The organism is Nocardiopsis halotolerans DSM 44410, from assembly GCF_000341065.1.
GTDB lineage: Bacteria > Actinomycetota > Actinomycetes > Streptosporangiales > Streptosporangiaceae > Nocardiopsis > Nocardiopsis halotolerans.
Map to the genome: position 1 here is coordinate 36,646 of NZ_ANAX01000040.1, position 23,123 is coordinate 59,768.

A 23,123-nucleotide genomic window follows, 5' to 3' on the forward strand; every position below is an offset into this window, starting at 1 on the left:
GAGCGGTACCTACGGAGAGATGGACTACTGGTGAGTGTTGAGGGAAGCACGAAGGCCGTCGTCATGGCCCTGTGCGCGAATCTGGGAATCGCCGCGACGAAGTTCGTGGCCTACGCCCTGACCGGCTCGTCGTCGATGCTGGCCGAGGGCATCCACTCGGTCGCGGACTCCAGCAACCAGGGACTGCTGCTCCTCGGCGGGAAGCGGGCCCGCCGGGGCGCCACCGAGGAGCATCCCTTCGGGTACGGGCGCGAACGCTACGTGTACTCGTTCATGGTGGCGATCGTGCTGTTCAGCCTCGGCGGTCTGTTCGCCCTGTACGAGGCCTGGCACAAGCTCTCCCATCCGGAGCCCATCACGAGCTGGCAGTGGGTTCCCGTCACCGTGCTGGTGATCGCGATCGCGCTGGAGTCGTCGGCCATGCGCACCGCGATCAAGGAGTCCAACGCGGTCCGGGGGAAGGCGAGCTGGGTGCAGTTCATCCGCCGCTCGAAGTCCCCGGAGCTGCCCGTCATCCTGCTGGAGGACGCGGGGGCGCTGGTCGGCCTGGTGTTCGCGCTGGTCGGCGTCAGCCTGACCCTGGTCACCGGCGACGGCGTGTGGGACGGTCTGGGCACCGCCGCGATCGGCGTCCTGCTGGTGATCATCGCGATCGTGCTGGCCGTCGAGGTCAAGAGCCTGCTGATCGGTGAGTCCGCGACCAGCGAGAACGTCCGGTCGATCCGCGAGGCCATCGAGTCGGTCGAGGACGTGGAACGGCTGATCCACATGCGCACCCAGCACATCGGCCCCGAGGAGCTCCTGGTGGCCGCCAAGATCGCCGTGGACGCCCGGGACGACGCGGAGCGGGTGACGCGGGCGATCGACGAGGCCGAGAACCGGATCCGCGCGGCCGTGCCCATCGCCACGCTGATCTACCTCGAACCGGACCTGTTCCGGGCCGACCGGGCGGAGCCGGCCGCGTCCGGGACGCCGACCGGCGAGTGAACCCGTCGCCGCCGAGATCCTGAGCGGGGCGAAGAGTTCCAGCAGCTGGAGCACCTCACCGACGGGCTGATCCAGTTGTCCCTGGACAACAGGCTCGACTTCCACATGCAGCGGGTATCTACCGTGAGGCCCGTTCCAAGGGCAAGACGATCCGCAAACTCCACGACTGCCTCATCGCGGCGGTCGCCCTGCGGACGGACGCGATCCTCGTGCACCGTGACCGCGACTTCGACCACCTCGCCGGGGTGTTCCCCCGGCTGCGCGTCCAGCGGCACGACCGGAACTGAGCCGGCGGGGCGGGAGGTCCCGCCCCGCCGGAAGGGGTCAGCCGACGTTGCGCTCGTAGACCAGGCGCAGACCGATGAGGGTCAGCCACGGCTCGTGGAGGTCGACGGTCTCGCACTCGCCGACGACGATGGAGGCGAGCCCTCCCGTGGCGACCACGGTCACGTCGTCGGGCTTGTCGGTGAGTTCGGCGACCATCCGGTCCACGATCCCGTCCACCTGGCCCGCGAACCCGAACACGATGCCCGAGCGCAGCGCCTCGGTGGTGTTCTTGGCGATGGCCGAGCGCGGCCTGACGATCTCCACCATGTGCAGCTGGGCGCCGCGCCGGGACAGGGCGTCGACGGAGATGTCGATGCCGGGGGCGATGGCGCCGCCCACGTACTCCCCGCGGGCGCTGACCGCGTCGAAGGTCGTCGCCGTCCCGAAGTCCACCACCACCGCGGGCCCCCCGTAGAGGTGGTTGGCGGCCAGCGCGTTGATGATGCGGTCGCTGCCCACCTCCTTGGGGTTGTCCATCCGGATCGGCACCCCGGTCTTGACGCCGGGTTCGACGATCACGGCCGGGACGTCCCCGAAGTGGCGGCGGAACATGTCGCGCATCTCGTGCTGCACCGAGGGGACCGAGCAGCACAGGGCGATCCCGTCGATCTCGTCGGAGCCGCTCAGGGCGCCGCCGTCGACGAGTCCGCGCAGCACCACGGCCCACTCGTCCGCGGTGCGACGCGTGTCGGTTCCCACCCTCCAGTGTTCGAGAAGGTCGTCGGAGTCGAAGAGACCGAACACCGTTTCGGAGTTGCCGACGTCGATCGCGAGCAGCATGCTGGGGGCCTCATCCGTGGTCGAAGTGGTGTGTTCCCAAGGAATCTTCCACCAACCGGGCCCCTCACAACAGGTCAAGTGCGATATCCAACGCGGGGCTGGAGTGGGTCAGCGCCCCGACCGCCAGGTAGTCGACCCCGGTGGCGGCCACGTCGGCCGCCACGTCCAGGGTCAGGCCGCCGGAGGACTCCAGCCGCGCCCGGCCCGCGACCAGCGCGACCGCCTCACGGAGCCGCTCGACGGTGAAGTTGTCGAGCAGGACCTCCTCGGCGCCCGCGGCGATGGCGTCCTCGATCTGGTCGATCCGGTCCACCTCGACCTCCAGGGGCAGGTCGGGGAAGCGCGCGCGGATGGCGCGGACCGCCTCGCCGACGCCGCCCGCGGCGACCACGTGGTTGTCCTTGACCAGACCCGCGTCGCTGAGACCGTAGCGGTGGTTGACCCCGCCACCGCAGCGCACGGCGTACTTCTCCAGCGCGCGCAGCCCCGGCCGGGTCTTGCGGCTGTCCCGGATCCGCGCACCGGTTCCGGCGACGGCGTCCACCCACGCGCGGGTGGCGGTGGCGATTCCGGACATGTGGGTGAGGAAGTTCAGGGCGGTCCGCTCGGCGGTGAGCAGGTCGCGGGTGCGCGCGGTGACGGTCATCAGGACGTCGCCGCGCTTGACCGCGTCGCCGTCCGCGACGGTCCGGTGGGTCTCCAGCGCGCCGTCGCAGACAAGCCAGAACACGAGTTCGGCGATCGGGAGCCCGCTCACCGTGCCGTCGGCGCGGGCCACCACGTGCGCGGTACGCACCTGGTCGGCGGGGATGGTCGCGACGGTGGTGACGTCGATGCCCGGCCCCGCCGTGAGGTCCTCGGACAGCGCGCGGCGGACCAGGTCCACGTGGGACTCGGAGGGCGCGGTGTACGGAAGGGTGAACTCGGCACGCGCATCGTGCCTGCTCCGGGGCTCCGCCTCAGCGCCCGGAGGGGCGAGCGGAAGGGAGATGGCGTCCAGCTCCGCGAGGAGCTCCGGCGGCAGGGAGGGCGTCCAGTCCTCGTCGGTGGTCACGGCGGTGTTCCCTTCCAGTCGGACGACGATGGGCCGCGCCCGGAGCGCGGGCACCGGCTCGGGGTGGTCCGCACGCTGGTGGGAGCCCCTGCTCTCGGTCCTGTGCAGCGCCGCGGCGGCCACGAGCCGGGCCACGGTGAGCAGGTTGGCGGTCTCCCACGCGGCCACGTCGGGGGTGACCGGATCGGCGGGGCGGGCGAGGGCGTCGAGTTCGGCGACCAGTTCGGCCAGTCCCTCCCCGGTGCGCAGTACCCCGGCGTGGCGCGACATCAGGGTGCGCACCCGGGTCGCGGCGGCCGGGTCAGGAAGCGGCGCGACGGTGCCGGTGACCGTGCCGTGCGTCGGTCGGGGACCGGACTCCTCCGCCAGGCGGGCGGCGATCCGGTCCGCGTAGACCAGGCCCTCCAGGAGGGAGTTCGAGGCGAGCCGGTTGGCGCCGTGCACCCCGGTACGGGCGACCTCGCCGACGGCCCACAGACCGGGAACCGAGGTGCGGCCGTCGATGTCGACCTCGACTCCGCCGGACGCGTAGTGGGCGGCGGGGGCGACCGGGACGGGCTGGACGAGCGGGTCGACGCCGTGCTCACGGCAGGAGGCCAGGATGGTGGGGAAGCGTCGCTCCCAGGTCTCCCGGCCGAAGTGGCGGGTCTCCAGGTAGACGTGGTCGACGCCCTGCTCCGCCATCGTGCGGGCGATGGTACGGGCCACCACGTCGCGGGGGGCGAGGTCGGCCAGCTCGTGGACGCCCTCCATGACGCGTCCCCCCTCCGCGTCCACCAGGTAGGCTCCCTCGCCGCGCAGGGCCTCGGAGACCAGGGGCTGGCGTCCGCGCGCCTCGGGGCCGAGCCAGAGCACGGTGGGGTGGAACTGGATGAACTCCAGGTCGCGCAGGCGGGCCCCGGCCCGGGCGGCCAGGGCGAGGCCGTCACCGGTGGACACGGGCGGGTTGGTGGTGGCGGCGAAGATCTGTCCCATGCCGCCGGTGGCCAGGACCACGGCGGGGGCGAGGACGGCGCCGACGCCGTCGCGCTCCCCCTCGCCCATGACGTGCAGGGTGGCACCGCGTACCGCGCCCGTGTCGGGGTCGCGCAGGGCGTCCAGGGCGACGGCGTGCTCGATGGCCTCGATCCGCTCCTCGGCGAGGACGGCGGCGACGAGGGCGCGCTGGATCTCGGCGCCGGTGGCGTCGCCGCCCGCGTGCGCGACACGGTCGACGCGGTGGCCGCCCTCGCGGGTGAGGGCGAGCTCGCCGTCGTCGCCGCGGTCGAACTCGGCACCCAGCCCGATGAGCCAGCGCAGGGCGTCGGGGCCCTCGGTGGCCAGGACGTTGACTGCGTACGGGTCGGACAGCCCCGCCCCGGCCAGGTGGGTGTCGACCATGTGGGCGACGGGCCCGTCGCCGGGTGCCATGGCGGCGGCGATCCCGCCCTGGGCGTAGGCGGTGGAGCCGGTGGACAGGCGGTCCTTGGTGACGAGCACGACCCGGCCGCGTTCGGTACGCCGGACGTAGCGCAGCGCGGTGCTCAGGCCCGCGATACCCGAGCCGACGACCGCGACGTCGGCCTCGACGGTCCACCCCGGCGCGGGTGCGTCGAGCCGTGTCTGGAGGGGTGTGCTCATCTGGGTTCTCATCTCCGGGGTGGCGCCGGTACGCGGCGCTGTCGTGCGGCGGCCCCTCCGGTCCGGGGCCGCACGCGGGACGGGGGACGGGTCACAGGTCCACCGACACGTTGTCGATGAGCCGGGTCGCGCCCACGCGGGCGGCGACGGCGAGGACGGCCTCGCCGCGGTGGTCGGCGGGCGCGTCGGCGAAGGTGGCGGGGTCGACCAGGGCGAGGTAGTCGAGTTCGACGGGGGGTGTGGCCCCGGCGGCCCCGTCCAGGACGGCGCGGGCGGCGGCGCGGACGGCGCCGGGACCCTCGGAGGCGGCGGCACGGCCCGCCTCCAGGGCCCGGGACAGGAACAGGGCGCTGGCGCGTTCGGCGTCGGAGAGGTAGACGTTGCGGCTGGAGGTGGCCAGGCCGTCGGGGTCGCGCAGGGTGGGCGCGCCGACGATCTCGACGGGCATGTTGAGGTCGGCGACCATGCGGCGGACCACGGCGAGCTGCTGGGCGTCCTTGCGCCCGAAGACCGCGAGGTCGGGCCCGACGAGGTGGAGGAGCTTGCTGACGACGGTGAGCACGCCGGTGAAGAACCCGGGGCGGGAGGCGCCCTCCAGGCGTTCGCCCATCGCTCCGGCGTGGACGGTGACCGTCTGCTCGGCGGGGTACATGGTGTTGACGCTGGGGGCGAGGACGACGTCGACGCCCTCCTGCGCGCACACGGCGGTGTCGGTGTCCAGGGTGCGCGGGTAGCGGTCGAAGTCCTCGTTCGGCCCGAACTGGAGCGGGTTGACGAAGACGCTGACGACCACGGTGTCGGCCCTTTCGCGCGCCACCCGCATGAGGCTGCGGTGCCCCTCGTGCAGGGCGCCCATGGTGGGGACGAGGGCGACGCGTCCGGCGTCGGCGAGGGCGCGGCGCAGCTCGTCGGGGGTGTGGACGACGAGGGGGCCGGTCGAGGCGTGCGGTGCGGGTTCGGTCATCGGTGGTGTTCCTCGTGGTGTTCGGCGTCGCGGCGGCCGTGCGCGCCCGCCCTCAGCGGCGGAGGACGTCGAGCAGGCGCGCGGCGTCCTCGGGCTTGAGCATTCCGGCGTTGATGGCGCGGTCGGCGGTGAGCCGGGCGAGCTCGACGTAGCTGGCCACGCTCTCCGGGGCGTTCTCCTGGAGCTGCTCGATGTGCCCGGCGACGGTCCCGGCGTCGCCGCGCAGGACGGGGCCGCTCAGACCGTGGATGCCCAGGCGCAGGGCGTTGTCCAGGGCGGCGCTGAGCATGGGCGCGAGCATGCGGCCGGGTTCGGCGACACCGGCGGAGGAGAGCAGGGCGGCGCTGTCGGCGACCAGGGTGACCAGGTGGTTGGCGCCCCCGGCCAGGGCCGCGTGGTAGAGGGTGCGCTTGTCCTCGGTGATCCACACGGGTTCGGCGCCCATCTCGACGACGAGGGCCTCCGCGATGGGGCGCAGCTGCTCGGGCGCGGTGACGCCGAACGCGCAGTTGGCGAGGCGGTCGACGTCCTCGTCGCGCCCGGTGAAGGTCATGGCCGGGTGGAGCGCGAGGGGCAGGGCGCCGACGAGGGTGGCGGGGGCGAGGACGCCGTAGCCGTGCGCGCCGCTGGCGTGGACGAGGATCTTGCCGCGCAGGTCGGTGCCGGTGGAGGCGAGCCCCTCGACGAGTTCGGGCAGGTCGTCGTCGGGGACGGTGAGCAGGACGAGGTCGCTGGCCTCGGCGACCCGTGCCGGTTCGAGGACGCGCGCGGTGGGCAGCCGGTCGGCGACGCGGTTCCGGGAGGCCTCGGAGACGGCGGAGGCGGCGACGACCTTGTGTCCGGCGCGGCCCAGGGCCTGGCCGAGGACGGAGCCGACCCGGCCCGGCCCGATGACGCCGACCCGCAGACGGGCGGGGCGCCCCTCAGTCGTCTCCATGCGTGTGCCCCCTCGTGGTCCGGATGCGTTCGACGCGCCTGTGTTCCCCGCGCCGTCACGCCTGAGCACACGATAGTCCTCCCGGGTCGGTGACCTGCCGACCCGCCCCCGCACACGCGCGTGGGGACGGACACCGTGTGTCCGTCCCCACGTCCGCGAAGCGACCGACCGGAGGCCCGGTCGGTACCGTCAGTCCTGGATGATGATCCCGGCGTTGTAGCAGGAGCCCAGGGACTTGCCGAGAACCGCGTTGGAGTTGCCGCAGCCCGCGTTCACGTTCTCCAGGCCGTTGATGTAGGCGAGGTTTCCGCTGACGTCGGAGCCGTGGTTGGAGGTCCAGGTACCGACGTGCGCCGCCGCCGGGGAGGCGGTGAGGAGGACCCCGGCGGAGGCGAGGACCACGGCACCGGTGGCGAGTGTCTTGTTGAGCACCACGCGTCTCCTTCTACGTCCGGTCGGGGGGACCGCCGGACTGGTGGTTGTTCTTGGCACCTTGGGGAGCCGCTGACGAAGCTACCCCCGAGGAGCCCCCATTCACCCGCACTGAACTGGTGTTATAACGATAAACATCGCCATGTTCACACACCGTGTCGGAACGTCTCGGGGTCGATCGGGGCAAAGGTTCCACATCGGCGGGTGGTGTGTGCGCGCAGCGTTACGAGGTCCCGCGTTTCCAGTCGGGCACCAATCTCCTATTGCGGCTGACCTGGTTGGGCGAGTCGCCCGGGGAATCCCATGGCGGCACGAAAGGATTCCGTGCGACGACGAAGGCGCCACCCCGTCGTCACGGGATGGCGCCTCGTCAGGCGGGGCCCGCCGTCCGGCCGACCGGGACGGGCCGCTCCGCGGCTTTACCAGTCCTTCACGGTGGCGCCGGAGTCCACGCAGCTGCCACCGGCCAGGCCGAGGATGGCGATGCCGTTGCCGCAGACGTTGATCGGCACGTTGACGTCGGCCACGAGCTGGTTCCCACCCAGGATGCTGCCGTTGCCGGAGGTGAGCACGTTGTCGTCGGCCATGGCCGGAGCGCCGGTGAACAGGACGCCCGCAGCGGCGGCGGTGATGGCACTGGCGGCGAAAGCCTTCTTCAGCATGTGGTTTCTCCCGTCGGACCGTTTGGCGTGGGGGGCCAACCGGTCGATACCGTTGACGATGTGTAGGTCAGCGAACACACGTCGTGTTCGGTCACCATTTAGCCATACTCACTCCCTCCGCGTGGCCAAAACGCGGAAGTGTTTCACGACCATGACCTGGAAGTATCGCCTTCAGTGAGCATCCATGTCCGACATGTAGACCATAACTGGAAGCTCTTCGGCCCCTTAATGTGACACACGACACATCAGCGCCCGGGGGTGTCTCCCGTTCCCTCCGTCCCGCTCTCGACAGAGGTGTCGGCCGTGTCGGTCCTCCCGTTTTCCTGGAACGTGTCCGCCCCGCCGTCCGGCCGTTCGAAGGTGGGCCGTCCGGACCCCGCGGGCCCGGGTCGACGGGTCAGGGTCGCGCGGGTCGCCCAGCGCTCCGTGCCCGCCGAGGGCACCCGGGCCCGGCGCCCGTACTCCACCAGCGCGTCGAGGAAGCGGCGCGCCTCCCCCGCCTCGCGTCCGGGGGCCTCGGCGCGCACCGGCCCCGGGGGCGTGTCCACGTCCACCGTGACTCGGCCCGTGAAGCGGGACAGCGGCCCCGCCACCAGACGCGCCGCCTGCACGCGTTCCACCGGGACGACCTCCGTCACCGTGCAGAACAGGCCGCGGGTGCTGACGAAGAGGCGCTCGTCCACGCCCACCATGCTCGGCACCGGGCTGCGGTTGGGCACCAGCGGCACGTACGCCGCCTCGCTCTCCGGGAACAGTTCGTTGACCAGGGCGAAGGCCGTGCGGCGCGGAGCCACGGGCAGCAGGGTCGCCGAGTCGCCCTGGCGCGCGCCCGCGTAACCGGCGACGTTGGCCTCGACCCGCGCCACGCCCAGGGCACGCCAGAGGAGGGGCTCGACCACGCGCACGGCCTGCACGCGCCCCGGAGGGACCGTCTGCATGCGCCGCTGGAACATGCCGTAGCGCAGGCGCAGGCCGTCGGAGGACAGGGAGGCGTAGTAGTCGGTGTAGCGGGTCAGGGGTCCCCAGAAGTGGCGTAGCAACCCCAGGGTGAGCGGGAGGATCGCGCCCACCACGCCGAACTCCACGAACACCACGCCCGCGGTGGCGAGCATGAGAAGCACGATGAAGGACAGCAGGATCGGCACGCGGAAGGTGAGCGCGCCGAGCAGCAGCACGAACGGCAGCCGGTAGAACGGCCACTCCGGGGCCTCCGGCGAACGCCCGGGGAGTCCGGCGGCGTGCGCGAGGATGGCCACCCGCATGCGTTCGGCCAGGGGCCGGTGCAGGCAGCGCAGGCGGATCGCGCTCCCGTCGCCGCCCGCCATCTCGATCCGGAGTTCGGCCAGGCCGAACACCTGCATGAACAGGGGTCGCACCACGTCCACCGCCTGGAGGCGGCTGAGCGGGACCTCGCGCGAACCGCGCAGCACCAGGCCGCTGTGGACCACCAGGTGGTCCTCGCGCAGGCCGAAGGTGCCGTACCACCACGTGGGCAGGGCGTAGGCCAGGGTGCCGAAGACGACGGCCACCGTCATCACCACGACCCACGCGTAGCCGAAGGAGTTGAGGATCGGGCCGGCCAGCGCCACGAACACGAGCGTCACCGCGACGACCTGGATCGGGATGGTCATCCAGTGCGCGCGGAACACGCCCGCGGTGACGTCGTCCTCCGGCCGTCGGCGCTGGACCGGCGGTGGCCGCCATCCCACGGACGGCGGCAGGAGGGTGGGCGCCTGCGGGGCGGGGGTCGCTCCCCCGGGCACGGCCCAGACGCCCTGGGCGCCCTGCCCCGGACGACCGTGCGGCGGTTCCTGTGGCGGCTGCGTCGGTCCGTGCACTTACAACCCCGTAGAGAAGCTCTCACTGCGCGCCGCGAGCCGGTCGCGCATCCGGACGGCCTCGGCGAGCGGAAGCCCGACCACCCGCGTGTCGGCGGTGCTCGCGGCGGTCCGCACCTGCACGGTGGCGATGCCGAGGGCCTGTTCGAGGAGGTCGGCCGTGACGTCCACGACCTGCATCCGGCCGTAGGGGATGACCACCAGCTGCCGGACGAACACGCCGTAGGTCAGGTAGAGCTCCTCGGCGCCCTCCGTGTACCCCCACGACCCGCGGAAGAGGCCCGCCAGGATCCAGCCGGTGACGAGTACCGCCAGGGCCAGCACCGCCCAGGCGGCGCCCCAGTACCAGGAGGCCCACACGGACAGCAGCACGGCGCCCCCGCCTCCGACGATCAGGCAGAGCACACCCACCACGATGCGGCGGTACCAGGCCAGGGCTGGTGACACGCGGCTCCAGGAGGCGCTCGCCGGTGGCGAGAACGCCGCGTCGATCGGCCGGGACGGGCGCGTCGGTGGTGTCGGGTCACTGGTCTCCACGGAGTCAGTCAACCATCCGGAGGCAAGCACGGGCCGACCGACGCGGCGCGAAGGCGAAGTCGGACGAAATACTGTTTTCCGCCCACCCCGGATCGCCCCGCGGAACCGCCGGGGTTCGTGTGCCCGCCAGGGTCCGAGGAAGCTGGCGGACCGACCGCGTACGGTCCCGGTGTGGTCACCGCGGCCTGACCCCGAACGCACGGGGCGGAACCCACGCGTCACGCCAGGAGCGCTTCCGGCCAGCCGCTGGGCGGTGTTTTTTGGACCTCCGCTCCGCTTCGGTCCGTGTTCGGGCGCCCACAAGCTGAGACCGGTTCAAAGAACAGAACCTAGGCGGTACCGGGCGGTTCGTCGTCCTCGTCGTCGGGGACGCGGCAGGCGCGCTCCAGGTACAGGGCGGCGGCCAACAGCAGCCCGGACGCCAGGGCCGTGCCCAGCGCGGTCAGGAAGACCTCCCGGTGCACGGGCAGCACCAGCGTGTCCGACACCGACAGGGCCATTCCCGCGAAGAATCCCGCCGCCAGCGAAGCGAACAGCGCACTGGCCTTGGCCAGGGCGACCAGGCGGGCGGCGCTGAGCGGCTGCATCGGTTCGGTGCCCGGCGCCCGGCGGATGCGCCGCCGGGTCCGTCCCGCCGTGTACCCCTCGGCGACCGCGAGCAGCAGCAGGGTCGGGATCGCCGACCACGGCAGCACCAGCAGTCCCGGCAGGGAGTTGGTGATCAGCAGGCCCACGAGGGCGCCGACCACCGCCAGCACGGACGGAACACGCCACCCGGTGGGACGCATCCGCCTCTCGTCGTCCTCGGGCATCAGCCCCGTGCCCCCTCGTCCGGCAGTCTCAGCCGCAGGTCCGCACGCTCGTACAACCGCTGCTCACCCGTGGTGTCCGCCGCCCTCACGCCGTCCAGCAGCTCGGCCACCGGGCCGTGCCCGGGAAGCCGCGCGAGGGGATCGGCGTCCAGCCACGGCTGGAGCACGAACGCCCTCAGGTGAGCGCGCGGGTGCGGCAGGGTCAGCTCGGGGTCGTCGTCGCGCACGTCCCCGAACACGATGAGGTCCACGTCCAGCGTGCGCGGCCCCCACCGGACCTCCCGGACCCGGTCGAAGGCCCGCTCGGCGGCGTGGGCGCGTTCCAGCAGGCCCCGGGGCGTGTCACCCGAGTCCACGACGAGGACCGCGTTGAGGAAGGCGCCCTGTTCGGGCCCGCCCACGGGCTCGGTCTCGTAGACGGGGGACACCGCCACCGGGACCGGCGCGTCCGCACCGCCCAGCAGCGTGTCCACGGCGCCCTGGAGGGTCGCCATCCGGTCCCCGAGGTTGGAGCCCAGGGCGAGTACGGCCCGCGTCACGTCCGCTCCCCGGGGTCCGCCGGGTCCCTGGGGTCCCCGAGGTCACCGGGTTCACGCCGCGGCTCCCCACGGTCGCGGGTGACGGTGACCGCCACGTCCGCGAACTCGTGCTCGATGGGTGCCGACGGCTTGTGCACCGTCACCTCCACCCGCTCGACCAGCGGTTCGGCCAGGCACTCCCCGGCCAGCCTCTCGGCGAGGGTCTCGATCAGGTTGACCGGTTCCCCCGTCACGATCGCGACCAGCCGGTCGGCGAGCAGGCCGTAGTGGACGGTGTCGGCCACGTCGTCCGAGGCAGCCGCCGGTGCGGCGTCCAGGTGGAGCACCGCGTCGACCACGAAGTCCTGGCCCTCCCGGCGTTCGAAGTCGAACACGCCGTGGTGACCGCGGGCCCGCAGGCCGCGGAGCGCGACGCGGTCACGCATCAGGCCTCGACCTCTCCTTCGTCCTCTTCCTCCTCCATCAGCACGGGCGAGGCGTGGTGCGACCACAGCCGCCATCCCTGGTCGGTGTACACGAACAGGTTGGTGGTCACCACCTGGCCGCCCGCGACGAAGCCGGGACTGTCCTCCTCGGCGGTCAGCACGTTCTCCTCACACGTCACCATGGCGATGTCGCCGCCGACGCCGACGTGGGTCTCGGTGAGCACGTACTGGATGTAGGTGACGTTGGCCATGATCAGCGACCAGGCGCGCATGATCTCGGTGCGCCCGCGCAGCAGCGGCCAGCCGGGGTTCACGCACACCAGGTCGGGTGCCTCGTGCTCCTCCGCCCACACACTGCGCATCAGGTCGATGTCGCCGTTCTCGATGGCGCTGTAGAACTGCGCGTTGGCCTCCGCCACGCGCTCCATGACCTCCTGGCGTGACTTCACAGGCCGCCCCGGTCCATCGGCTCGGCACGTCCCTCGTCCAGGCGGGCACCCCCGTCGGACCAGGCCGCGGCCACGCGGACGGCGTCGGCGTTGGGGCGGACGTCGTGCACCCGCACGGCCCACGCGCCCCGGTCCGCGGACAGGGTGGTGACGGCCGCGGTGGCGGCGTCGCACTCGGTGAAGGGACGTTCCTTGGGGTCGCTGAGCAGACGGCTCAGGAAGCGCTTACGCGATCCGGCCACCAGCACCGGACGGCCGAGTTCGTGAAAGCGTTCGAGGTCGTGGAGCAGCGCCCAGTTGTGTGCCTGCTCGGGGCGCTTGGAGAATCCCAACCCGGGGTCCAGAACGATCTGGCCGGGGTCGACACCTGCACTGATCATGGCCTCCATACGGTCGCGGAGCTCATCGAGGACCTCCTGGACGACATCCGTGTACACGGCACGGCTCTGCATGTCATGACTATGCCCACGCCAGTGCATCAACACGTAGGCAACGCCGGAAGAGGCCACGAGTCGGGCCATGGCCGGGTCGGCCATACCGCCGCTGACGTCGTTGACGAGGACGGCTCCGGCCTCCACCGCCCTCTCGGCGACCTCGGCGCGCATGGTGTCGACGCTGACGGCGACACCGCGCGCGGCGAGTTCGCGCACGACCGGTTCGACCCTGCGCAGCTCCTCCTCCGCGGAGACGCGCTGCGCGCCGGGGCGGGTGGATTCACCGCCCACGTCGACGATGTCGGCGCCCTCCTCGACCAGGCGCGTCCCGTGTTCGATCGCCCTGCCGGGATCGAACCACGCCCCGCCGTCGGAGAAGGAGTCGGGGGTGACGTTCACGACCCCCATGACCAGACACCGCCCGCGGTCGGGCAGTCCCGGAAGTGTGTGTTTCGGCCCCATGGGAATCACCCTACGCGTACGTGGGTGCGCCGGAGGTGGGAGGGCTTCGCGTCATTCCCCACACGATCGGTAGGAGAATTCCCTCCCCGCCCGTCCCGGTCCCCGAACGTCCACTCCGGGGAGGACCCGGGGAGGACGGCTCGGGCTTCCCAAGTACCCGGGCGGGGGGGAGGCACCGCGCGGAACGCCGTCGGGGGGGGCGGTGGCACGCCCCCGGGCGGGCGACGGCGGGCTAGCGGCGGTCGAGGATCAGACTCATCGCCTCGGAGCGGGTCCGGTCGCTGCTGCGGAAGATGCCCCGCACCGCCGAGGTGACGGTCTTGGCCCCGGGCTTGCGCACGCCGCGCATGGTCATGCACAGGTGCTCGGCCTCGACCACGACGATCACACCGCGCGGCTGAAGGTGCTCCATGATCGCGTCGGAGACCTGGCCGGTGAGCCGTTCCTGCACCTGCGGGCGGCGCGCGTACACGTCCACCAGGCGGGCGAGCTTGCTCAGGCCGGTGATACGCCCGTCGGCCCCGGGGATGTAGCCCACGTGCGCCACCCCGTAGAACGGCACCAGGTGGTGCTCGCACGTGGAGTAGAGCTCGATGTCCTTGACCATGACCATCTCCTCGTGGTCGGCCTCGAACACCGTGGTCAGCACGTCACCGGGCTTCTGGCCCAGCCCCGCGAACTGCTCCTCGTAGGCCCTGGCGACCCGCTCGGGGGTCTTGACCAGGCCGTCGCGGTCGGGGTCCTCACCGATCGCGATCAGGATCTCGCGGACGGCGCGCTCGATGCGCAGTCGGTCCACGGACCTGGGGGGCAGTTCCTCGTCAGCCGCTGTCACGAGTCGTCTCCCTCGATACCGCCGGCCCATCCGGGCAGCTGTCCGTTGGTGGCGGAGCCATGGACGTCAGCCCCCCGGAAGTCGGTTCCCTGGTGCTCGGAGCTGTGCAGCATGGCCATCTCCTTCTTCGAGCGCACCGGAGGCCGCTCGGAGGGCTGGCGCTTGCCGTAACCGGTGTAGGAACCGCGGGACGGGCGCTTGCGCACCGGCTCGAAGATCTCCAGCACCTGCTGCTTGGACAGGGTCTCCTTCTCCAGCAGCGCCACGACCAGGTCGTCCAGGACGTCCCGGTACTCGACGAGGACCTCGTAGGCCTCGTCGTGCGCGGACTCGATGAGGCGGCGCACCTCCTCGTCGATGACGGAGGCGATCTCCTCGGAGTACTCGCGGGCGTGCGACATCTCCCGGCCCAGGAAGGGCTGGTTGTCGGAGGAGCCGAACTTGCGGGCGCCCAGGCGCTCGCTCATGCCGTACTCGGTGACCATGTTGCGGGCCAGGTTGGTGGCCTTGTCGATGTCGTTGCCCGCACCGGTGGTGGGCTCGTGGAAGACCAGCTCCTCGGCGGCGCGCCCGCCGAGCATCATGGCGAGCTGGTCCATCATCTGCGAGCGGGAGGTGAGGAACTTGTCCTCGGTCGGAATCGACATCGTGTAGCCCAGGGCGCGACCGCGCGGCAGGATGGTGATCTTGTGCACCGGGTCGGCGTTGGGCAGCGCGTGGCCCACCAGGGCGTGTCCGCCCTCGTGGTAGGCGATGACCTTCTTCTCCTGGTCGGACATCACCCGGGTCTTGCGCTCGGGACCGGCCATGACCCGCTCGATGGCCTCCTCCAGGATGCCGTGGGTGATGACGTTCTGGTCCGCCCGCGCGGACAGCAGCGCGCCCTCGTTGATGACGTTGGCCAGGTCGGCGCCGGTCATCCCTGCGGTCTGGCGGGCGATGACGTTGAAGTCGACGTCGTCCGCCATCGGCTTGCCCTTGGCGTGCACCTTGAGGATGTCGCGGCGCCCGTCCATGTCGGGGCGGTCCACGACGACCTGCCGGTCGAAGCGGCCCGGGCGCAGCAGCGCCGGGTCCAGGATGTCGGGCCGGTTGGTGGCGGCGATGAGGATGACGCCGCCCTTGACGTCGAAGCCGTCCATCTCGACCAGCATCTGGTTGAGGGTCTGCTCGCGCTCGTCGTGCCCGCCGCCCATGCCGGCGCCGCGGTGGCGGCCGACGGCGTCGATCTCGTCGATGAAGATGATCGCGGGGGCGTTGGCCTTGGCCTGCTCGAACAGGTCGCGCACGCGGGAGGCGCCGACACCGACGAACATCTCGACGAAGTCCGAGCCGGAGATGGAGTAGAACGGAACCCCGGCCTCACCGGCGACGGCGCGGGCCAGCAGGGTCTTACCGGTTCCGGGCGGGCCCATCAGCAGGACGCCCTTGGGGATCTTGGCCCCCATCGCCTGGAACTTGGCCGGGTTCTGGAGGAACTCCTTGATCTCGTGGAGCTCCTCGATGGCCTCGTCGGCACCGGCGACGTCGGTGAAGGTGTTCTTGGGGGTGTCCTTGGTGATCAGCTTGGCCTTGGACTTGCCGAAGTTCATCACGCGCGACCCGCCGCCCTGCATCTGGCTGAAGATGAACCAGAAGATGACGATGATGATGATCAGCGGCAGAAGGCTGAACAGCGCGGTGGTCCAGATCGGCGTGGTCGCGACCGAGACCTTGTAGGACTTCAGGTTGGTGTCCTCGGCGTCCCGGGAGGTCTCCAGCATGTCCGCGAGCTGGAGCCCCTGGCCCTCGACCCAGTACGCCTCAAGGACCTCGTCGTCGACCGTGGTCAGCACGATGCGCTGATCGCGGTCGACGATCTCGGCGTTGACCACCTGGTCCCGCTCGATGAGCTGCTGGACCTCCGAGATGTCGGCCGCCTCGGGCTCAGGGCCGCCGCCGACGTCGAAGACACCGAAACCGATGATGAGCATGAGGCACACGGCCAGGATCCAGATCCACGGGCCGCGGAAAAAACGCTTCAGATTCATGTGAGCGGAACCCTGTCGGGTCCGTCCCTCCTGACCAGGCCGACCCACCCCAGAGGACTTTCCGAAGCAGGACCTATCGGACACGTGGTTCCCCGCGATGCCGCCGGGAAATTCGACGGTACACCTCGCACCGTCGAGCGGGCACACCCGCGCGACGACGGACGGGAACCGTCATGGAAGCAACGACGACACACCGCCGTGTTGTTCCCGTGGCGATTCCCACAGTCCCCGCGCCGTCGTCGTGCGGCCCCGAGCGGACCGCACGACGGCGGCACCCTCCCTAGTGCTCGTAGACGTGCGGGGCGAGGGTGCCGATGAACGGCAGGTTGCGGTACTTCTCGGCGTAGTCGAGGCCGTACCCGATGATGAACTCGTTGGGCAGGTCGAAGCCGACGTACTTGACGTCGAGGTCGACGTCGAAGGCCAGCGGCTTGCGGACCATGGTGCAGACCTCCACCGAGCGGGGGCCGCGCGACTTCAGGTTGCCGATCAGCCAGGACAGGGTCAGCCCCGAGTCGATGACGTCCTCGACGATGAGGACGTCGCGGTCCTTGATGTCGGTCTCCAGGTCCTTGAGGATGCGGACCACTCCGGAGGAGGTCGTCCCGGCCCCGTAGGAGGAGACGGCCATCCAGTCCATGGAGACGGGGGTGTGCAGCGCTCGCGCGAGGTCGGCCATGACCATGACCGCGCCCTTGAGCACACCGACGATGAGCAGGTCCCTGTCCGCGTAGTCGGCGTCGATCCGCGCGCCGAGCTCCGCCAGGCGCGCCTTGATCTCTTCCTCGGTGACCAGGACCTTCTCCAGATCCTGACCCATGTCTTTGGCGTCCACGCTCATGTCCTCGCTGCTGGGTTCCCCGTTTGCGGCAACCAGGATAAACGTGCCGAACACGGCGACGGCGCCAGACCATGCCCCCGCCCTTCCGAAAACGGTGCGCCTCCGGGCGGACACACCGCTCGTACCGGGGTTCAGCGCTCGAAACGGACACGGCCCGCGACACGGCGACCGCGGACTCCGCCGGGCAGGTCGATGTGGGACTGGCCACGCCAGGCGGTGACCAGCCGGTCCAGCTCGCTCACGTGCCGGGCGGTCAGCGCGCTGGCCGGGCAGCCCGCGGCCAGCGCGGCCCGGCGCAGGACCCGGGTGCGCAGGGCGTCGGGGGCCTCCGCCAGGGGCGCCACCGCCAGTTCCGGCCCGCCCGTCGGGGGTCCACCGGTGGTTCCCCCCTCCGCCGCTCCGGAACGCGCGTCCCCGGGGTCCCCGCTCCCGGAACCCGTGTCCCCCGAACCGTTCGTGTCCGTCGACTCCGCGTACAGGCCGTCGGCGAACACGTCCAGGGTGTCGGCGTCGGCGCGCAGCATCCCCGCCGTGCGGGCGAGGGCGGCCGCGATCCCCGGTCCCAGCGCCCGTTCCAGGGCGGGCAGCGCCTCGTGGCGTACCCGGGACCGGGCGAAGCGGGGATCGAGGTTGTGCGGGTCCTCCCAGGCGTCCAGCCCCATCCGGGCACAGGCCTCGCGCACGGTGGCGCGGTCCAGGCCGAGCAGGGGACGCAGGTGGTGGCCGGTGCGCGGCGCCATGCCCGCCAGGGAACGCGCCCCCGATCCGCGTGCCAGCCCGAGCAGGACCGTCTCGGCCTGGTCGTCGAGGGTGTGGCCGAGCAGCACCACCGCGGGGGCGTGGTCGGCGACGGCGCCGTCCAGAGCCCCGTAACGGGCGCGCCGTGCGGCGGCCTCGGGCCCACCGCGACCGGTGACCTCGACCGTGCGGACCAGGACGGGGGCGAGGCCGAGCCCGTCCAGGACCTTGGCGACGGCTTCGGCGCGCTGGGCCGAACCCTCCTGGAGCCCGTGGTCGACGGTGACCGCTCCGGCGGACCGCCCCGCCCGCGGCGCCTCGAAGGCCACCGCCCCTGCGAGCGCCAGGGAGTCGGCACCGCCGCTGCACGCCACCAGGACCGTGGTGTCGGCGGGCAGGTCCGACAACACCCGGCGGACCGCCGAGCGCACGGCGGCCACGGCCGGATGCGGACCGCTCACTCGGTGATGGCGGCTGGACGCACGACCCGGTCGATCCAGGCCGTGGGGTTACGGATCTCCGCCAGGCTGGGCAGGGTCTCGGGGGAGGTCCACACCTTGTTGAACTCGTTCATGCCGACCTCGGCCACCACGGTCCGGACGAAGGCGGCGCCCTCCTCGTACTGGCGCATCTTCATGTCCATGCCGAGCAGCTGGCGCATGATCCGGTCGACGGGGTTGACGGAGGCGCGGCGCTTCTGGAAGCGGGCGCGGATGGTGGAGACGGTGGGCACCACCTCGGGGCCGACGGCGTCCATGACGTAGTCGCCGTGGCCCTCGGCGAGGCTCATGACCGCGGTGACCCGGTCCATGATCTCGCTCTGCTCCGGACTCTGGATGGCGGTGATGAGGTTGCCCTCGCCGTTGCCCCGGACGGCGTCGGCGACGGCCTCGCCCGCGGCGCGCAGCCTGCCGATGAGGTCGACCGCGTTCATCTCCGACGACAGGAGCAGCTCCTGCATCAGCTCCTGGACGTGGCCGCGCAGCCACGGCGTGGCCGTGAACTGCATGCGGTGGGTCTCCTCGTGCAGGCACACCCACAGGCGGAAGTCCCGGGAGTCGACGTCCATCTCGCGTTCGGTGTTGACGATGTTGGGCGCCACCAGCGTGAGACGGCCCGTCGGCATGGTGCCGTCGGGGTCCGGGGGCAGGAAGAGCTCGTACTGGCCGAGGACCTTCCCGGCCAGGTAGGAGAGCACCGCGCCGAGCTGCACCCCGGTGATCCGGGAGCCGACCGCGCTGGTCAGGTTCGCGGCCGGGCTGCTGTTGAGCCGATCGGCGCCCATCTGTTCGAGTACGGGTTCGATGACCACTCGAAACCCGTCGACGTTGGCTCGGATCCAGCCGGGGCGGTCCACGATGGCCGCCGGGCCCGCTGGTTCGAGGGGGTTCATTCCGGTGAATTCACGCACGTGCCCGGCCGCCACGGTGGAAAGCTCGCGCAACTGCGCCACGGCCCGCCGTGCGTCGGACAGATCCACCTGCGGCCCGGGGCGCACGAGGCGGACACCGGTGTTGACGGCTACGTCCCAGTCGATCACAGTCACACCGCCAGCCTACCCACGTGGAGGACGACGGCACGGGGATCAGGGTGGGATTTCCGGGTACGGCCCGGGATGCCCCCGAGAAGGGCCGAATCCCGTCGTTCCTCCCTCCGGTGTCCCCCGTCTCCCCTCAGGAGCAGCCGCACTGGCTGAGCGCGGCGGCCAGGGGGTCCAGACGGCTTCCCACGGCGTCCTCGTGGTTGGCCATGAAGGCGAAGAAGAACACGTGGCCGTCCTGGTCGTGGACGGTCCCCGCCAGCGTGCTCACGCCGTTCAGGGTGCCGGTCTTGCCGCGTACCAGGCCCGCGCCCTCATGGGCGGCCGAGTACGCGGAGTAGCGTCCCCCCTTGGCCAGGGTTCCCGTGGAGTTCGCCGTGGGCAGTCCGGTGATCGCGGCGCTCAGCTCGGGGTGCTCGTCGCTCGCGGCCAGCATCAGGAGTTCGACCAGGGCCCGCGGCGTGATCTCGTTCAGCGTGCTCAGGCCGCTGTTGTCGGACAGGTGCACCCCCTCGACCCCCAGGTCCGCCATGACCTGGTGGGTGGCCGTGGTGGCGCCCTCGAAGGTGGGCTCGTAGCCGGTCTCGATCGCGGCGACCCGGGCGATGGCCTCGGCCCCGATGTTGTCGCTGGACAGCATCATGTGCTCGATCACCGCGGACATCCGCGCCGACGACACCGAGGCGATCGGGTCCCCCGAGGCGGTGGCGGGAACGGGTTCGCCCTCGACCGTGATCCCGGCCTCCTCCAACTGCTCGGCGAAGGCCCGGGCCGCGTGCAGCGACGGCTCGGTCGAGCGCGAGCCGTGGCCCCGGGCGTCGGGGGAGACCCGGCCGGAGTCGATCATCAGGGCCGTGACGGGGGCGGCGTTGCCCTCGGGGATGTAGTTCGGCTTCCAGCCGGGGGGCGTGGTGGGCCCGCTGAACAGCGAGTCGTCGTAGCCGAGGGAGACGGTGTCCGTCCCCCGCTCCGCGAGGGCGTCCGCGGTGCGTTCGGCCAGCTCCTCCAGGGTCGCTACCTGCGGGTAAGCTGCGGAGTCGGCGGTCGCGGTCAGCGTCACGTCACCCCCTCCGCGCAGCACCACCCGGTTCTCCTCCGGATCGAGGCGGGTCTCGGTGCGCAGCACGTGGTCGGGGCCGACGGCGGCCAGCACGGCGATGGCCGTGACGATCTTCGTGGTCGACGCCGGGGTCACGGGAGTGTCCGCGTCCAGCTCGAAGAGCGCCTCGCCGGTGGCGCCGCCCACGACGAAACCGGAGAGGCCCTCCTCGATCCCGGAGGCCGCCATGGGATCATCAAGGATGTCCGCGATCCGTTCCGGGTCCGCCGGTGTCGAGGCCGCGGGTTCCACCGCCGCCACGCCCTCGGCGTCCGTGACCGGGCTGGGTGCCGCGGGAAGCGGTCGAGCCTCGATCACGTCGAGGGTGACGAACCCGGCGAACAGCACGAATATGTTGAGCAGGGCCAGCGCGAGGAGCGCCTCACCTCGTACCCGTCGCACTCGGGGGCACCTGCCCTTCCTTCGGGGTCGCGGCCTGACGTTGTAGTTATACGGCGACATTAGTCGCATTGGGAGCCGAGATCAGCATGGAATTCGACGTTACGATCGAGATCCCCAAGGGGGAGCGCAACAAGTACGAGGTGGACCACGAGACCGGTCGTATCCGTCTCGACCGCATGCTGTTCACCTCCACGACCTACCCCGCCGACTACGGGTTCGTCGAGGGGACCCTCGGCGAGGACGGCGACCCCCTGGACGCCCTCGTCCTGCTCAAGGCCCCGACGTTCCCGGGCTGCCTGATCCGGGCCCGCGCCATCGGCATGTTCCGCATGCGCGACGAGGCCGGGGGTGACGACAAGCTGCTCTGCGTTCCCGCGACGGACCCGCGCCAGGAGCACCTGCGTGACATTCACCACGTGAACGAGTTCGAGCGCCTGGAGATCGAGCACTTCTTCACGGTGTACAAGGACCTGGAGCCCGGCAAGTCCGTCGAGGGCGCCACCTGGGTCGGCCGTCACGAGGCCGAGCAGGAGATCACCGCCTCGGTCAAGCGCGCCGAGGAGCACGGAGCGCACGGCGACGCCTCGCACATCTCCGACGTGAAGAGCGGCTGAGAACGGCGTGCCGGACGCCGACCAGCGTGTCCCGGCGTCGCGGTGACGGCCCGGCGGAGGACTCTCCCGCCGGGCCTCGCCCGTGTACGGGGCCGGGGCGTGCCGTGTCCGGTGCCGCGGCGTCAGCGGTGACCGTGTGAGGCGACCGCGCCGGGGATCGGCTCGTGCGCGGAGTGGCTGGAGAGCGTGTACCCGGCCAGGGCGATCAGCAGCAGGGCGCACAGCACCACCAGGGCGACGGGCACCAGGGAGGCCAGGCCGCGCGACAGGACCGGGTCGACCGGCGGTCTCGGGAAGCCGTTCCGGTCGAAGCGGTCGGCGCGCAGGGCCACGTGCGCGCGGTAGCCGTCGAGTTCGGGGCCGGTCATCCCGTTGAGCACCCGCGCCCGCACCAGCGCGGTGTTCCGCGGCATCGCCAGCTCGCCCCGCGGGAGGCCGCCCGGGCCGCTCGCCCGATGGCGCGCGCACTCGACCTCGGCGAGCGCGTGCAGCCACTCACCCAGCCGGTCGGCGTCGGGGAGCCGCCCGATGTGCGCACGTGCGGCGATCAGCGTGTCCCTGAGCACCACGTGGGCGGCGTCGCGGTCGCGGAGGACCAGGATGCAACGCCGGTACAGCTCGTCCCCGTACGCGTCGAGAAGCCTCGCGTAGGCGTCCTCCGGCGGAGTACGGCCGGAGTACAGGGCGTGGAGAAGATCCCGGTCCGTCATGGACCAAGAATCTACGCCGCGCGTGGCACGGTACCCACCGCTTCGCCGAAAGACGTCGCTCCCGCGACGAACGCCCACGGCTTCGGAGGGCTCACTCCCCGTCCGCGTGACGACCGGTACCGGGTCCGGGGTGCCGGGGGAACGCCGGGGGCGGGGACGCGGGCCGCCTTCCGGTGCGCGCGCGCAGCCACAGCAGCACGAAGGTGATCGCGGTCAGGGCGGCGACCAGCGTGGCCTCCCCCGGTCCGAGGAAGCCGAACGCCATCACCCAGGCCGCCGCGACGACGAGCCCGCGTACCAGCACACGCGCCCACAGCCCCGGGGTCTCGGGGTTCAACTGCACCCTCTGGGGACGGATGCCATAACGGCCACTCCTGTCACTACGGCTGGGGGGAGGGGAGCCCGCTCCGGCGGTGGACGCACGTGAGGACGTGAGGGCTCCACATGTCACCACCGCGAGGCGCCGTCCGCAACACGCCCGGGAAACCCGGGGTGAAGCTTCCGACACACACGATCACCGGACCGTCGCTTGACTCCTCCCGGTCCTTGCTGGTCTCCTTACACCTATGTATCCGCGCACGCGCACCGACGCCATGGCTCGTACGGCCCCCGGGGCCTCCTGCCGCCTGGCCCGTGCGGCGTGTCCGTGTTGTCGTCGCTGAGTCGCTCGCGAACTCCACCGACCGACCGTGTGCCCCTCCGCGCCGTCCACTCCACCGTGTGACCGCCGCGGGGCACGTCCCGCAGGGTGATCTTCGTCTCCACGCGTGCACGTGGAGCCGTTCCCCGCCGCCCCGGCGCACCGGGGCTCCCAGACGACATCCGCGCGCTCCCGTTCCCGGGGCGCGCACACGTGAAGGATCCTCTCACGATGCCCCAGCGCACTCTCTCCCGCACCGCCGTACTCCCCGTTCCCGGAACCACCCGTGAGGCCGTCGACGCACCGGTCGCGCGTTCCGCGAGTGTCTCCCCGGAGGGGATCGGCGACGTGGTGGACGCCGGACGCCGCTCCGGCTACGCCCACCTGGACGAGCGCCGCCTGCCGACCGTCGGCC

23 protein-coding genes and 2 pseudogenes are annotated in these 23,123 nt (G+C 71.7%); 4 read left to right on the forward strand and 21 right to left on the reverse strand.

Annotation, left to right across the window (positions count from 1 at the left end; genetic code table 11):
- The first annotated feature begins 30 nt into the window (after positions 1–30).
- Positions 31–987: a cation diffusion facilitator family transporter gene (locus D455_RS0103180; RefSeq protein WP_017569323.1), complete on the forward strand. Its 957-nt coding sequence runs from the start codon at positions 31–33 to the stop codon at positions 985–987.
- A gap of 116 nt (positions 988–1,103) precedes the next feature.
- Positions 1,104–1,274: a PIN domain-containing protein gene (locus tag D455_RS35040; protein ID WP_394296612.1), complete on the forward strand. Its 171-nt coding sequence runs from the start codon at positions 1,104–1,106 to the stop codon at positions 1,272–1,274.
- Between the two features lie 37 nt (positions 1,275–1,311).
- Here the strand turns inward: D455_RS35040 and D455_RS0103185 are convergent, their stop codons facing one another.
- The 19 genes and pseudogenes from D455_RS0103185 to dacB form a co-directional block, all read right to left on the reverse strand.
- Positions 1,312–2,094 (reverse strand): type III pantothenate kinase, encoded by a 783-nt coding sequence (locus D455_RS0103185; protein ID WP_017569324.1) that lies wholly within the window; start codon positions 2,092–2,094, stop codon positions 1,312–1,314.
- A 64-nt stretch (positions 2,095–2,158) separates the two neighbouring features.
- The gene (locus D455_RS0103190) at positions 2,159–4,768 is read right to left on the reverse strand and encodes an L-aspartate oxidase (RefSeq protein WP_017569325.1); all 2,610 of its coding nucleotides are present in this window, start codon (positions 4,766–4,768) and stop codon (positions 2,159–2,161) included.
- 91 nt (positions 4,769–4,859) lie between these two features.
- Positions 4,860–5,732, reverse strand: a complete 873-nt coding sequence (panC, locus tag D455_RS0103195) for a pantoate--beta-alanine ligase (RefSeq protein ID WP_017569326.1) — start codon at positions 5,730–5,732, stop codon at positions 4,860–4,862.
- A gap of 52 nt (positions 5,733–5,784) precedes the next feature.
- The gene (locus D455_RS0103200; protein WP_017569327.1) at positions 5,785–6,669 is read right to left on the reverse strand and encodes a Rossmann-like and DUF2520 domain-containing protein; all 885 of its coding nucleotides are present in this window, start codon (positions 6,667–6,669) and stop codon (positions 5,785–5,787) included.
- Positions 6,670–6,858: 189 nt separating this feature from the next.
- On the reverse strand, positions 6,859–7,101 hold the full coding sequence (locus D455_RS0103205; protein WP_026122267.1) for a hypothetical protein: 243 nt from the start codon (positions 7,099–7,101) through the stop codon (positions 6,859–6,861).
- Positions 7,102–7,520: 419 nt separating this feature from the next.
- Complete coding sequence (locus D455_RS0103210; protein ID WP_026122268.1) at positions 7,521–7,763, reverse strand: chaplin family protein; 243 nt, start codon at positions 7,761–7,763, stop codon at positions 7,521–7,523.
- 245 nt (positions 7,764–8,008) lie between these two features.
- Entirely contained in the window at positions 8,009–9,394 is a 1,386-nt protein-coding gene (locus D455_RS0103215; RefSeq protein ID WP_086003338.1) for a PH domain-containing protein, read from the reverse strand.
- Between the two features lie 207 nt (positions 9,395–9,601).
- Positions 9,602–10,048, reverse strand: a complete 447-nt coding sequence (locus tag D455_RS0103220) for a PH domain-containing protein (RefSeq protein WP_017569331.1) — start codon at positions 10,046–10,048, stop codon at positions 9,602–9,604.
- Positions 10,049–10,467: 419 nt separating this feature from the next.
- Positions 10,468–10,950, reverse strand: coding sequence for a DUF3180 domain-containing protein (locus D455_RS0103225; RefSeq protein ID WP_017569332.1), 483 nt, complete (start codon positions 10,948–10,950; stop codon positions 10,468–10,470).
- Positions 10,950–11,489 (reverse strand): 2-amino-4-hydroxy-6-hydroxymethyldihydropteridine diphosphokinase, encoded by a 540-nt coding sequence (gene folK / locus D455_RS0103230; protein WP_017569333.1) that lies wholly within the window; start codon positions 11,487–11,489, stop codon positions 10,950–10,952. The genes D455_RS0103225 and folK overlap by 1 nt, the downstream gene beginning before the upstream one ends.
- Before the next feature lie 68 nt (positions 11,490–11,557).
- Positions 11,558–11,914 (reverse strand): annotated as a pseudogene (gene folB, locus D455_RS29020) (dihydroneopterin aldolase); the annotation flags it as partial.
- Positions 11,914–12,363 carry a nuclear transport factor 2 family protein gene (locus tag D455_RS0103240; protein WP_017569335.1) on the reverse strand — a complete coding sequence of 150 codons (450 nt, stop codon included), beginning with the start codon at positions 12,361–12,363 and terminating at the stop codon, positions 11,914–11,916. The gene D455_RS0103240 and the pseudogene folB, both read right to left, overlap by 1 nt.
- On the reverse strand, positions 12,360–13,259 hold the full coding sequence (gene folP / locus D455_RS0103245; protein WP_017569336.1) for a dihydropteroate synthase: 900 nt from the start codon (positions 13,257–13,259) through the stop codon (positions 12,360–12,362). The genes D455_RS0103240 and folP overlap by 4 nt, the downstream gene beginning before the upstream one ends.
- A 232-nt stretch (positions 13,260–13,491) precedes the next feature.
- Entirely contained in the window at positions 13,492–14,094 is a 603-nt protein-coding gene (gene folE / locus D455_RS0103250) for a GTP cyclohydrolase I FolE (protein WP_017569337.1), read from the reverse strand.
- Positions 14,091–16,124, reverse strand: a complete 2,034-nt coding sequence (ftsH, locus tag D455_RS0103255; protein ID WP_017569338.1) for an ATP-dependent zinc metalloprotease FtsH — start codon at positions 16,122–16,124, stop codon at positions 14,091–14,093. Before ftsH ends, folE begins: the two co-directional genes overlap by 4 nt.
- Before the next feature lie 280 nt (positions 16,125–16,404).
- A complete protein-coding gene (gene hpt, locus D455_RS0103260; protein WP_026122269.1) occupies positions 16,405–16,959 on the reverse strand; it encodes a hypoxanthine phosphoribosyltransferase in 555 nt (184 codons plus the stop codon).
- A gap of 137 nt (positions 16,960–17,096) precedes the next feature.
- Positions 17,097–18,164, reverse strand: coding sequence for a tRNA lysidine(34) synthetase TilS (gene tilS, locus D455_RS0103265; protein ID WP_017569340.1), 1,068 nt, complete (start codon positions 18,162–18,164; stop codon positions 17,097–17,099).
- Positions 18,161–19,243: a zinc-dependent metalloprotease gene (locus tag D455_RS0103270; RefSeq protein WP_017569341.1), complete on the reverse strand. Its 1,083-nt coding sequence runs from the start codon at positions 19,241–19,243 to the stop codon at positions 18,161–18,163. The genes tilS and D455_RS0103270 overlap by 4 nt, the downstream gene beginning before the upstream one ends.
- A gap of 133 nt (positions 19,244–19,376) precedes the next feature.
- Entirely contained in the window at positions 19,377–20,744 is a 1,368-nt protein-coding gene (dacB, locus tag D455_RS0103275; protein WP_017569342.1) for a D-alanyl-D-alanine carboxypeptidase/D-alanyl-D-alanine endopeptidase, read from the reverse strand.
- 86 nt (positions 20,745–20,830) lie between these two features.
- Here dacB and D455_RS0103280 point away from each other — a divergent pair, with 86 nt between their 5' ends.
- A complete protein-coding gene (locus D455_RS0103280; RefSeq protein ID WP_169552585.1) occupies positions 20,831–21,358 on the forward strand; it encodes an inorganic diphosphatase in 528 nt (175 codons plus the stop codon).
- A gap of 122 nt (positions 21,359–21,480) precedes the next feature.
- Here the strand turns inward: D455_RS0103280 and D455_RS0103285 are convergent, their stop codons facing one another.
- Both D455_RS0103285 and D455_RS0103290 read right to left on the reverse strand, forming a co-directional pair.
- Positions 21,481–22,068 carry an RNA polymerase sigma factor gene (locus D455_RS0103285; protein ID WP_017569344.1) on the reverse strand — a complete coding sequence of 196 codons (588 nt, stop codon included), beginning with the start codon at positions 22,066–22,068 and terminating at the stop codon, positions 21,481–21,483.
- A 91-nt stretch (positions 22,069–22,159) separates the two neighbouring features.
- A complete protein-coding gene (locus tag D455_RS0103290; protein ID WP_040684350.1) occupies positions 22,160–22,405 on the reverse strand; it encodes a hypothetical protein in 246 nt (81 codons plus the stop codon).
- Positions 22,406–22,888: 483 nt separating this feature from the next.
- Between D455_RS0103290 and D455_RS32040 the strand changes: the two are divergent.
- Positions 22,889–23,123 (forward strand): annotated as a pseudogene (locus D455_RS32040) (hypothetical protein); the annotation flags it as partial.